The organism is Flavobacterium limi, assembly GCF_010645075.1.
GTDB classification, from domain to species: Bacteria; Bacteroidota; Bacteroidia; order Flavobacteriales; family Flavobacteriaceae; genus Flavobacterium; species Flavobacterium limi.
In genome coordinates, this window is sequence record NZ_JAADZV010000005.1 from 385,403 (window position 1) to 398,265 (window position 12,863).

A 12,863-nucleotide genomic window follows, 5' to 3' on the forward strand; every position below is an offset into this window, starting at 1 on the left:
AAAAGGTTAAAATGATTCTCTAATCGGTCAAAATTATTACTAAGCAGGAATCTGCTGGCTTAAACAATGAAGTGTTCCGAATCCCCAAATGAAATCAATACAGCTAATACCGATCACTTCTCTGTCGGGAAAGCATTCTGATAATATATTTAATGCAACTCTGTCATTACTATCATTAAATGTTGGTACTAAAACACATTTGTTTAATATTAAAAAATTAGCATAACTTGCCGGTAACCTCAAATCTTCGAAATCAACACGTTTTGGCATTGGTAAAGCTACTATTACAGGAGATTTGCCATTTTCTAATTTTGCATTTTGTAAACGTTTCAAGTTATCCTGTAAAGGTTTATAATTAGAATCGTTTTTATCAGTTTCTACAATTGTTACAATTGTATCTTCGTTTACAAATCTGCAAAGGTCGTCAATATGCCCGTGGGTGTCATCCCCCTCAATTCCGTCACCTAACCAAATTACATTAGTTATTCCAAGATACTCTTTAAAAACTGCTTCGTAATCTTCTTTGGTAAAACCGGGATTTCGGACCTGAATTGTAGGGTGCATTAAGCATTCTTCAGAAGTTAATAAAGTTCCTTTTCCGTTTACATCAATTGCGCCACCTTCAACAATTACTGGTTTTCCTTTGTAAATAACCTGAGTTAACGGAATATTAATAAAATCAGCTATTTTAACCGGGACAAATTTATCTAGCTGATAATTTTTGTATTTTGCCCAACCGTTAAAATTGAAATTTAAAGCTTCTCTTTCAGAACCATTTTTCACTATAATTGGCCCCGAATCACGCATCCAGCTTCTGTTTGTTTTATGAATGATAAAAGATACGTTTACAATATTGACACGGGCTCTTTCCAGCATTTCGAACACTTTTTCTTTTAATTTCTCATCGGCTACTACTAAAAAGACAGTTTCAAAAGTGGCTACCTTTTTAATAAATTCAATAAATGCCCATTGAACCGCCTCATATTTTCCTGGCCAATCATTCCCGTTATGAGGAAAACACAATATAATTCCCTGTTGTTTCTCCCATTCTGCAGGAAATCGTCTATTATTTACTGTCATAAAAGTTTTCTAATTATAAGAGTACAAAGATAAGCATTCATTAGGATTATGAAACAATATAAACTTTTGAAGAGAATTATATCTAAGATTCTGAAATTCAGTAAATAATTCAAAAAAAGCACTCTAAAACAAAAATCTTTGCAAATAATAATTGGTTTTTACTTTTTTACTAATATTTCATTAAGATAAAAATGAAATATTTTATAATAAAAAATTTATTTCTAAAAAAAAACATTAATTTTACCCTGAATAATATGATTAATTTAAATTGAAGTTTAATAGTTTTTTATGTTAAAGTTTCATTGAGATAAATATCCATTTATAAAATCATTGGATTTTTCATGATTTCAATAAGTTTATGAAATCTAAATTTAAATTTAAAGTTGTTATTTGAAATATCGCCCCAAGTTGTTTTAAAAAAGCTAAAATTCATTTGTCCCCATTAAAAACCTACTGTATGGGAATTATGTAAAAAATCAAATGATGAATGGAACGCTTTTTTTTAGTCATTAACATAAGTTTGTTGTGAGTTTTAAACGATCTCACAATAAATTATTACAGATGTTAAAACTTAAAATGTAAATTTAAAACACTTAGATATTATGAAAAAAAAATTAGCTTCCTTAACATTTTTAATGCTGTCATTTATAGCGAGTGCTCAAAATGGGACAACAGCAACTTCAACTGAACCCTCTATTGATAAAACCGAATATAATCAATGGTCTATTGAATTAAACGGCGGTGTAAATAAACCAACAAGAGCAATGACACCGGGCTATTATACAGCAGGTATTAATCCGTTTCATGCAGACTTAGGAGTAAGATATATGTTTAATCCAAAGTTTGGTTTGAAGCTGGATTTTGGATACGATCAATTCAAAGAAAAAAATGACTCACCAGAATTCGAAAGCAGATACTTAAGAACCAGTTTGCAAGGTGTTATAAATCTTAGCAGAGCCTTAAATTTTGAAACATGGACAAACACAGTAGGATTATTGCTTCATGGTGGACTTGGTGCTTCTCAAATTAGTGGAAAAGATGGTTTAGATGGTGAAGATTACATGGCAAATGGAATTCTTGGTTTGACAGGACAAATAAAATTAAGCAATCGTGTGGCATTGACAGGTGATCTTACCGGTATTATTAATGCTCAACAGGACTTTAATTTTGATGGAATGGGTACTGTAACAGGCGGAGGAGCTTTTGATGGGGTTTTGATTAATGCTTCTGTAGGATTGACTGTTTATTTGGGTAAAAATCAAAAACATGCTGACTGGGTTGGTGAAGAAGACAGATATGATGATTTAGAAAAAAGAGTTGCATTGGTTGAGACAGGTCTTTTAGATACTGATAAAGACGGTGTAGCTGATTTATATGATTTAGAACCAAATTCTATTACAGGTGTCGCAGTAAATACAAAAGGGCAATCAATTGATAATAACCAAAATGGAGTTCCTGATGAATTAGAAAGTTACTTAGAAAAAACATATGGTCAAAAAAGTGATGGTATTGCAACAAATACAACTGTAGAGCAATTAATTAATGACGGATACGTTAATGTGTACTTTGATTTTAATTCTTCTAAACCAACTACTGCATCTTTATCCGGTATTGACTTCTTAGTTAAATACTTGAAAAACAATCCAAATAAAACTGCAGATGTAGTAGGTTATGCAGATGAAATTGGAAGTACAAGTTACAATGTTGAATTATCAAGAAAAAGAGCAGAGGCTGTGAAACAAGTAGCGGTAAATGCAGGAATTGATGCTTCAAGATTAAACGTAATTGCGAACGGAGAAGATACTTCTGTAAATAAAAAATCAAAAGAAGCGCGTCAAATCGTTAGAAGAGTTTCTTTCCAGGTAAAATAAAACAAATTAAATAATATTTAAAAAAGGCTGTTTCAAATATTTGAAACAGCCTTTTTATTTTATAAATAATCCAATTGAATTAATCAATAGCTCTTTTCGTAATATCCCCAAAAGCATCAATTCGCCTGTCTCTGAAAAATGGCCAGTTCTGACGTACATTTTCCTGTAAGTCCAAATCCACTTCTGCAATTAGGATTTCTTCCTGATCATGAGATGCCTGTGCTAAAATTTCACCCTGAGGACCGGCAATAAATGAAGCTCCCCAAAACTGAATTCCGTCAGTTCCATCAATATATTGTTCTAAACCAATTCGGTTGGCAGCGGCAACGAAGACACCATTCGCGACAGCATGCCCTTTCATAACATTCATCCAGGCACCATATTGGTTTTCTCCGTATTGCTCTTTTTCTTTTGGATGCCATCCAATTGCAGTAGGATAAAACAATACTTCGGCACCTTTTAAGGCTGTAATACGAGCTGCTTCAGGATACCATTGATCCCAGCAAATTAATGTACCAACAGTTCCTTTTTTAGTTTCAATTGCCTGAAAACCTAAATCGCCAGGAGTAAAATAAAATTTTTCATAAAAATGTGGATCATCCGGAATATGCATTTTGCGGTATAAACCTGCTTCAGTTCCGTCAGTATCAATAATGTAAGCACTATTGTGGTAAATGCCCGCCATTCTTTTTTCGAAGAAAGGAACAATAATTACAACTCCCAGTTCTTTTGCTAATTCGCTAAAAGCAATAAATGAAGTGCTGTAAAGTGGTTCTGCTAATGCAAAATTATCTACATCCTCGCTCTGGCAAAAATAATGACTGCTATATAATTCAGGCAGCAGGATAACTTCGGCACCTTTATTGGCAGCATCTTTCACCCAGCGGATGCATTTTTTAAGATTATTTTCGGCAACGTCGTTAAGGTTTAACTGAACGACGGCTATTTTATATTTTCTTTTCGACATGACATAAAATTTAGAGTGCAAAAATAGTAATTTTTGAAGGAACGACAAAAGCTATGCTAGTTCGTGTAAAAACTAAAACTTCTGTATTGATTTATTAATAAAAAAACACCGGTAATGATACAGGTGTTTTAATGATTGAAAAACTGTTCTAAGTATGTTATTGTTTTTTGATTAAGCTAACATTTCCGTAATTCGAACTGACGGTAACTCTATTTTGACCTTTTTTCTTATAATAGCCACTAATTTTTTTTGAAGTTGATTTGTTTTCGGTTAGCGAAATATCTAAAGAATTGTCCTTTTTGATGTTTCCGTATTTGGTGTTTATATCAAAATCAAATGTATAATTGGTATCATAACCCAGATAAACATCAGAATAACCGGAATTGATATTGACATTATTAGCTTTTTCTGTAATAATTCCAATATTTATTTTACTGTAATTAGCGTCAATGTTTATAGTATTTGAAATTTCAGCAACGTTGATTGTAAGGTAATTGCCAGATCCTGAAAGTGAATTTATTTTTTGAAATTTAAAATTTCCGTAATTACAATCGTATTTAACGGTTTGACCATCAGAAATTACTAAATCGGTGTAATTTGTGTCTAAGATTAAATTACCGGAATCATTAATCTTTAAACCCGAATAACGTGCTTCGATTGTTCCGTTTTTGATATAATCAATAGCAGAATTTTGACAATATTCGATTTGAACACGATTGTTTGATCCGTTTAGTTTTCCGAGTGTAATTTTACCATATTTACAATTAATATCAGTTGTCGATTCTAAATCAAGAGTGGTAATATTACCGTATTTATTGTTCAGTTTTACGATTCCGTTTTTTGGTATTTTAATGATATAATTAATTTCAAAGCTGTTGCTGCTTCCTTTGCTTTTTAAGGATGAATTTCCAATTTTGGTAATTGCTGTAACCATCGACTTAAGAGCCGTAATGTCTACATCAATACCATTTAGTTTTTCGTTTACCCAGTTTTCATTCGGACCGTTTACTTTTATCGTAATATCAAGGTCAATTTTATCTTCATTCCAGGTAGATACTGTGATGCTCCCATATTTATTATCAATATCAATTCCTGCGTTTGAATTTACTACGTAGGTTTTTTTGATACTTTTTTGTTTTGAAATAAAAGTATCATCATTTGAAAATCCTAAGAAAGGAATTAAGATAAATAAAATCAGTGATTTATAATGTTTTTTCATAAGTAGTAATTTTTAAATTTTCGTTTTCTTCAATTCGTTGTAAAACCGTTTGTAAAAAAGATATTCGGGTTTGTAGGTTGCTGATCATAGCGTAAATAATTTGTTTATTCTCACCGTTTTTTTGAACTTCTTTTAATATTTTTTGATAATCAGCATCAAAAACGTTCATTTGTTTTAAGGCATCGTTTATTATTTGTTCGTTTTCCGGTGAACTTTTTTCTTTTAGTTTAACCAGTTCATTTTCAATTAAAATACTGAAAATAGAATCTGTTTGTTTGGTTTCTTTTGATGCAAATTTGAATTCTTTAGGCTTTTCAGTACTATTGTAAAAAATTGATATTCCTAATAGTAGTACAATTGAAGCAGCAATGGCCCAAACCGAATAATTATTTCTTTTAGGTTGTTTTTTGTTCAGTTTATTTAAAAAATCCATTTGATGACCAGAATTCATTTCCTGTATATCCCACTGATTTTCAAATTTTTTAAATAATTTGTCTAATTCTTCGTTTTCCTTTTTCATAGCATCCAAATTTTATTTTTTGCAGGTGTCACATGGTGCCGCCTTTTTTGTGTTGTAACTAGTGGCGATTTCATATTTCCTCTAATTTTTTTCGCAAATTTTCTTTAGCTCTGCTTAATGTAGTTCTGCAATTGGCATAGCTAATATTTAAGATCTCGCTAATCTCTTCCTGATCGTAACCTTCAATGTAAAAGAGTGTCAAAACCATACGATAGTTATCTTTTAATCCTGAAATTATATCCAAAACCTGTTTTACTTTAAGTGAATTAAAATCAATGTTTTCAGATAAAATGCCATCATTTTCTTCAATTTTATAAAGCGTCTTATTCAAATCGTCCATTTGAAAAGCATTATTTTTTTTGTAAAAATCAATACTATAATTAATAATGATTTTTTTTAGCCAGGCTCCAAATGCAACTTCCTCTTTATAATCATTAATCTTGGTAAAAGCTCTCAAAAAACCTTCCTGCATGACGTCCTGTGCAAAATGCTCATCTTTTACAATCCTAAAAGCTATATTGTACATTGCCTTACAGTAACGATTGTAAATTTCGAATTGTGCTTTCTGATTTTTCTCTTTACAAAGCCTGATTAATTCTTCGATATTTTGATTGGTTATATTCAAGTAATGATTGCTGATTTTTTATAATGACCGTAATTTTTTTGGTTTGTTACACTTTTGATAAAATTAATTGTAAATTTTTATAATTGCCCGTCAATATTGCATGAAATAGTTTTTGAAATAATATTTCAAATCAAATGTCTTTGTTTTTGGCATAATGATTGTCTATTTTTATGACCTGATTTTCAAAGGCAATTTTTAGCATGTTTTTACTTAAAATACTGCTTTCTTAGCTTATGTTTGGGATCAGGATAAATCTTTTAATGACAAAACGACTTATATATTATTATGTCAAATCATAAAATACTTACTATTGACAATCTGTCACTTCAGGAATTTGACTCAGAGGCAGAATTAATTCCATTATTAACTCCTGAAGACGAAGAGGAAATGAACAATGAAGAACTTCCTGTTTCGCTTCCAATTTTACCTTTAAGAAATACCGTTTTATTTCCTGGTGTTGTTATTCCAATTTCTGCAGGAAGGGATAAATCAATAAAATTGATTAATGATGCTAATGCCGATGGGAAAATTATTGGGGTAGTATCTCAGATTAATGAAGAAGACGAAGATCCGTCAAAGGATGATATTCATAAAATAGGTACTGTAGCCAGAATTCTTCGTGTTTTAAAAATGCCTGATGGAAATGTTACTGTTATTTTACAGGGAAAAAAACGTTTCGAGATTGATGAGGTTGTTTCAGAAGAGCCTTATTTAACTGCAACCATCAAAGAAGTTTCAGAAGAACGTCCTGATGATAATGATACCGAATTTACAGCTATTTTAGATTCTGTAAAAGAATTAGCGATTCAGATTATAAAAGAAAGTCCAAATATCCCATCTGAAGCTACATTTGCAATTAAAAATATTGAAAGCCAGTCGTTTTTAATTAATTTTGTTTCTTCAAACATGAATTTAACGGTAAAAGAAAAACAAGGTCTTTTATCAATAAACGGATTGAAAGAACGTGCTTTAGAAACATTACGCTATATGAATATTGAACTTCAGAAATTAGAATTGAAGAATGATATTCAGTCAAAAGTTCGTTTTGATTTAGACCAGCAACAGCGTGAATATTTCCTTCATCAGCAAATGAAAACCATTCAGGAAGAACTGGGTGGCGTTTCACAGGAAGAAGAAATGGACGAAATGGGGCAGAAAGCGAAAACCAAAAAGTGGGACGAAAAAACGCAGAAACATTTCGAGAAAGAATTATCTAAAATGCGCAGAATGAACCCACAATCGCCTGACTTTGGAATTCAGCGTAACTACTTGGAATTGTTTTTAGAATTGCCATGGGGTGAATATTCTAAAGATAAATTCGATTTAAAATTTGCTCAGAAGATATTAGACAAAGATCATTTCGGACTTGATGAAGTTAAGAAAAGAATGATTGAACATTTAGCAGTTTTAAAATTGCGAAATGATATGAAGTCGCCAATTATATGTTTAACAGGACCTCCAGGAGTTGGTAAAACGTCAATTGGGCGTTCTGTTGCGGAGGCTCTTGGGCGTGAATATGTACGTATATCTTTAGGAGGTTTGCGTGACGAAGCAGAAATCCGCGGACACAGAAAAACCTATATCGGAGCAATGCCAGGCCGAATTATTCAAAGTTTGAAAAAAGCCGGAACTTCAAATCCTGTTTTTATTTTAGATGAAATCGATAAACTTTCAAGCGGAAATAGTGGTGATCCATCTTCAGCTTTATTAGAAGTTTTAGATCCGGAACAAAATAATGCTTTTTATGACAACTTCCTTGAAATGGGGTACGATTTATCTAAAGTAATGTTTATTGCAACTTCAAATAATATGGCAGCTATTCAGCCGGCATTACGCGACAGAATGGAAGTGATAAAAATGTCAGGTTACACCATCGAAGAAAAAGTAGAAATTGCAAAAAGACATCTGTTCCCAAAACAATTAGAGGCACACGGATTAACAGCCAAAGATTTGACTATTGGTAAAAAACAATTAGAGAAAATCGTTGAAGGTTATACACGTGAATCAGGTGTTCGTAATCTGGAAACTAAAATTGCTCAGGTCATTCGTAATGCGGCAAAAGCAGTTGCAATGGAAGAGGAGTATAACAAAAAAGTTACGGACGAAGATATTATTAAGGTTCTAGGCGTACCAAGACTGGAGCGTGATAAATATGAAAACAATGATGTTGCCGGAGTGGTAACAGGCCTTGCGTGGACAAGTGTAGGTGGAGATATTTTGTTTATAGAATCTTTGATTTCTGAAGGAAAAGGTTCTTTAAGCATTACAGGAAATTTAGGAACTGTAATGAAAGAATCGGCTACAATTGCTTTAGAATACATTAAAGCGAATGCTAAAAAGTTAGGACTTGATATTTCATTGTTTCAAAAATATAATATTCATTTACACGTACCTGAAGGCGCTACGCCAAAAGACGGACCAAGTGCAGGTATAGCAATGTTGACTTCGCTAGTTTCTTTATTAACTCAAAAGAAAGTAAAGAAAAGTTTAGCCATGACAGGAGAAATTACCCTTCGAGGAAAAGTTTTACCAGTTGGCGGAATTAAAGAAAAAATCTTAGCTGCAAAAAGAGCTGGTATTAAAGAAATTATCTTGTGTCACGAAAATAAATCTGATATTGACGAAATCAAAGCAGAATATCTGGAAGGTCTGAGCTTTCATTATGTGAAAGAAATGAGCGAGGTTTTGACTTTGGCTTTGACAGATCAGAATGTGAAAAATGCCAAAACATTGAAATAAACTTTAAGTTAAATTCTAATAATTATAAATTCCAAATTCCAAACTGAACATCAGGCTGGAGTTTGGAATTTTAACTTTTAAGAACATGAAAGTAGTTCCTCAGCTTTTATATCAGCATAAAAATGTTAGAAAAATAATGGTAGATGGTCTGTCTTGTATTGTTCATAAAACAATGGACACGATAGATCTTAATACAGATCATTATGTATCATCTCATGTTTTGTCTGTTGTTTTAAAAGGAAAACTAAATATTGAAACTTATTACGAAGAAGAAAGATTTTCTGTCGGTCAGAATCAATTGGTTTTTATACCAAAAGGCAGATATATGATTTCGGATGTTCTGCCTGAAAATGACGAATTTGAAGCTGTTTTTTACTTTTTTGAAGAAAAAATCATTCATGAATTTTTAGCTGGTATTAAATCAATCGATACTCCGGTTTCAAATCCTTCTTTGTTACTGGATTATTCAGAAAACATTCGGATTTTTACCGAATCAATACTGAAAGTATATACTGAAAATGCAAATAAAGAAGTTACAAAACTGAAACTTTTAGAGTTATTGTATTTAATTTATAATTCATTACAGCAGGATCATTTAATTCAGATTTTACTTTCCATAAATGAAAAAAAGAAAAGAAATCTGGAAGAATTAATGTTGGAAAACTTTGATAAACCTTTGTCTGTTGAAGATTATGCCTTTTTAGCAGGAAGAAGTATTTCTTCTTTCAACAGAGACTTTCAACGAAAATTTGAAATGCCTCCTAAAAAATGGATTATTAAAAAACGTCTTGAAAAAGCTGTTGAACTTTTAACCTCCACAGATTTAAATATTGAACAAATTTCGGTAGAAGCGGGTTATGAAAATGTTTCGTATTTTATTGCTTTGTTCGGAAAGCAATTTGGTATTTCCCCAAAACAATTTCTTATTAAAAAAAGAACAGATAAACTTTTGAACTAATATTGATACTTTCGATAAGAACCTAAATTTTGTTCTTTTTCACAATTATACTTTTACCCAAAATAAAAAATTGTAAAAATGAGTAAAATAAAAGTTAGTCAAATATCAGAAGTGATAGTAAATCTTGATGCTGAAAAAGTCTGGAAGAAATTAGTCGGTTTTGGAGGAACGGAGAAATTTGTACCCGATCTTATTGAAAAAGTAATTGTAGAAGGAAATGGAATAGGTGCTGTCAGAACAATTTATATAAAAGGCGGAGCTGAGATTAAAGAAGAACTGACGTATATTGATGAAAGCATATTAGTTATGAAATTCATTATTTTATCAACACCAATGCCAGTCTATAATTATGAAGGTATTTTTGAAATTAGTCCTAAAGAAGATGATAAATGTAATGTGAAATTTGAATCAATATATGATGTTGAAATTCAGCAAGCAGAAGAAATGAATGTTACAATTAAAAACTTTCAGGAAACTTTTTTATCGAATTTGGATAAATAGGTTTTGATAAAAAATCCAAATTCTGAACTGTAGATTACAGTAGCGGAATTTGGATTTTAGTTTTTATCGCTTCTTTTTTTCCAGCACAGCAAGACCGAACCTGATTTTATCATATCCCATTTTTTCTTCAAAATGGTCGTAATAAGATTTTAAAGCATTTGGATTTTCGAGTTCAGCCTGTGCTTTTTCTAATTGTGTAACTTCTTCATTAGAAATAAATTGACTTACATCAATATCAACTCCGTCTAAATATAATTTTGCTAAATGTGAAATGACGGTTGAAATTCCTAATTTTCTTGTTTCAGCGATTTCTTCAACAGAAACTCCTTTTTCAAACATTTCTAAAGTGGTTTTATAAGTAGCACTTTCTTTTTTTACTTTAGTATTTGAAGTTTTACTTTTTTGAAATTCAACAATAGCATTTATAAATTCAGAACCGTATTTTTCGAGTTTTGTTTTTCCAACACCGTCAATTGCCAGAAATTCTTCATCACTCATCGGTCGTAAAGTTTCCATTTGTCTCAAAGCGGCATCACTGAAAATGACATAAGCAGGAACTTCATCTTCTTTCGCAATTTCATAACGCAATTTTCGAAGTGTTTCAAAAAGAGAGTTTGCCGCAGGTTTTGATTTTACTTTAGATTCTTTGATTTCGTTTTTGTCAATTATTTTCTTAACAACAGTTGTTAATTTTACTTTTTCATCTTCAAACAAAACTTTTTTTGCAAAGGGAGTTAGTAAAATTTTATTGTGTTGATGAAAGGCAATTTCGCAATAGCCTAAATTAATTAGCTGAATTAGATACTGATTCCAGTCGTACCAGGAAATATCAGCGCCAATTCCGTATGTTTTTAATTCCTGATAGTTTTTTTCGTAGATATAAGCATTTTTTGAACCTCTTAAAAAATCTACAATTACTGCTAAAGGCTCAGATTCCTTTAAACGGGTAATAGCTGATAACGCTTTTTGCGCCAAAATTGTACCGTCGAAAAAAGTTGGAGGATTTTTGCAGATATCACAGTTGCCGCAGTTTTCTGTAACTAATTCCCCAAAGTAAGAAAGCAGAATTTTTCTTCTGCAGCTTAAAGCATCTGCATACTGTTTCATTCGGTCTAATTTGGCTAGCTGTACGTCTGAATTTAAACCTTCTGAAGCAAATTTCTGAAGCTGAATTACATCTGCATAACTTTCAAACAAAACTGTTTCTGCTGGTAATCCGTCACGGCCGGCACGACCAATTTCCTGATAATAACCTTCAATGTTTTTTGGTAAATTATAATGAATGACCCATCGGACATTTGATTTGTCAATTCCCATACCGAAGGCAATTGTTGCACAAACTACCTGACAATCATCATTTATAAATTCATCCTGAGTTTTAGCCCGGACAGTATTATCCAGTCCGGCATGGTAGGCTTTTGCAGTAATGCCATTTTTTTTTAGTTTTTCAGCTAATTCTTCAGTAGTTTTTCTGCTCAGACAATAAATAATACCGGACTCATTCGGTTTGTTTTCTATAAAATCTATGATTTGTTTCACACGATCCAGTGCCGGGCGAACTTCAAGGCTTAAATTTTTTCTGTCGAAAGAAGCAATAAAGGTTTTTGAATTTTTTAAGTTCAGTTGCTTTGTAATATCGGTACGTGTTGCTTTATCTGCCGTAGCTGTTAAAGCCAAAATTGGAGTAGAAGGGAAGCGGTTTTTTAAGTATCCCAAATTCGTATAAGCTGGACGAAAATCGTGTCCCCAAGACGAAATACAATGTGCTTCATCAATTGCAATCAGGCTGATTGTTAGTTGGTTAAACACTACATCCAAATAAGATAAGCTTTCCGGAGCAATATAAACAAGCTTAAAGTGATTTGATTTTAAATTGTCAATATAAAATTGCTGTTCTTCACTGGATTGGCTGCTATTAATGTAACAAGCTGAAATTCCGTTAGTTTTTAGACTGTCAACCTGATCTTTCATTAGTGCAATTAAAGGAGAAATAACAATAGTAATTCCGGGAAGAATTAAAGCAGGCAGCTGAAAACATATTGATTTCCCTCCTCCTGTTGGCATAATAGCCAACGTATCCTGACCTGAAAGAATAGTATTGATTATATTCTCCTGATTGGGTCTGAATTTTTCAAAACCAAAATTTTCTTTTAGTTTGGCATGTAGTATTTCTGAATTCATTAGGCTTATATTTTTTCCAAAGATATAATAAAATATAATATTTTTCTTATTTTTTAAATTATTGAAGTTTAGGTTATAAAAAAAAAGGAACCCTGATTTAGAGTTCCTTTAATTTATTTAGTATGTGTCTTGTCCTGAAATAGCGATACACAAAAAGTATCCTTATGGAAAAGATTCAAGAGTTGCGCTATATAAAGCGCAC

Annotated in this window: 10 protein-coding genes; 4 read left to right on the forward strand and 6 right to left on the reverse strand. The window is 31.8% G+C overall.

Annotated elements, in window-relative coordinates; genetic code table 11:
* Positions 1–39 precede the first annotated feature (39 nt).
* The gene (locus GXM16_RS13015; protein ID WP_163394866.1) at positions 40–1,080 is read right to left on the reverse strand and encodes an agmatine deiminase family protein; all 1,041 of its coding nucleotides are present in this window, start codon (positions 1,078–1,080) and stop codon (positions 40–42) included.
* A gap of 602 nt (positions 1,081–1,682) precedes the next feature.
* Here GXM16_RS13015 and GXM16_RS13020 point away from each other — a divergent pair.
* Positions 1,683–2,951 (forward strand): OmpA family protein, encoded by a 1,269-nt coding sequence (locus GXM16_RS13020; RefSeq protein ID WP_163394867.1) that lies wholly within the window; start codon positions 1,683–1,685, stop codon positions 2,949–2,951.
* A 79-nt stretch (positions 2,952–3,030) separates the two neighbouring features.
* Here the strand turns inward: GXM16_RS13020 and GXM16_RS13025 are convergent, their stop codons facing one another.
* The 4 genes from GXM16_RS13025 to GXM16_RS13040 all read right to left on the reverse strand — a co-directional run bounded on the left by GXM16_RS13025 (position 3,031) and on the right by GXM16_RS13040 (position 6,282).
* A complete protein-coding gene (locus GXM16_RS13025) occupies positions 3,031–3,918 on the reverse strand; it encodes a carbon-nitrogen hydrolase (protein ID WP_163394868.1) in 888 nt (295 codons plus the stop codon).
* A gap of 157 nt (positions 3,919–4,075) precedes the next feature.
* The gene (locus GXM16_RS13030) at positions 4,076–5,137 is read right to left on the reverse strand and encodes a DUF4097 family beta strand repeat-containing protein (RefSeq protein ID WP_163394869.1); all 1,062 of its coding nucleotides are present in this window, start codon (positions 5,135–5,137) and stop codon (positions 4,076–4,078) included.
* Positions 5,121–5,657, reverse strand: coding sequence for an anti-sigma factor (locus tag GXM16_RS13035; protein WP_163394870.1), 537 nt, complete (start codon positions 5,655–5,657; stop codon positions 5,121–5,123). The genes GXM16_RS13030 and GXM16_RS13035 overlap by 17 nt, the downstream gene beginning before the upstream one ends.
* A 70-nt stretch (positions 5,658–5,727) precedes the next feature.
* Positions 5,728–6,282 (reverse strand): RNA polymerase sigma factor, encoded by a 555-nt coding sequence (locus tag GXM16_RS13040; protein ID WP_163394871.1) that lies wholly within the window; start codon positions 6,280–6,282, stop codon positions 5,728–5,730.
* Between the two features lie 285 nt (positions 6,283–6,567).
* On the opposite strand from GXM16_RS13040, the gene lon reads away from it, so the two are divergent.
* From lon to GXM16_RS13055, 3 genes are all read left to right on the forward strand, one after another.
* Complete coding sequence (lon, locus tag GXM16_RS13045) at positions 6,568–9,021, forward strand: endopeptidase La (protein ID WP_163394872.1); 2,454 nt, start codon at positions 6,568–6,570, stop codon at positions 9,019–9,021.
* An 85-nt stretch (positions 9,022–9,106) separates the two neighbouring features.
* On the forward strand, positions 9,107–9,979 hold the full coding sequence (locus GXM16_RS23010; RefSeq protein ID WP_163394873.1) for a helix-turn-helix domain-containing protein: 873 nt from the start codon (positions 9,107–9,109) through the stop codon (positions 9,977–9,979).
* A gap of 78 nt (positions 9,980–10,057) precedes the next feature.
* The gene (locus GXM16_RS13055) at positions 10,058–10,480 is read left to right on the forward strand and encodes an SRPBCC family protein (RefSeq protein WP_163394874.1); all 423 of its coding nucleotides are present in this window, start codon (positions 10,058–10,060) and stop codon (positions 10,478–10,480) included.
* 63 nt (positions 10,481–10,543) lie between these two features.
* Here the strand turns inward: GXM16_RS13055 and recQ are convergent, their stop codons facing one another.
* Positions 10,544–12,661 carry a DNA helicase RecQ gene (gene recQ / locus GXM16_RS13060; protein ID WP_163394875.1) on the reverse strand — a complete coding sequence of 706 codons (2,118 nt, stop codon included), beginning with the start codon at positions 12,659–12,661 and terminating at the stop codon, positions 10,544–10,546.
* Positions 12,662–12,863 lie beyond the last annotated feature (202 nt).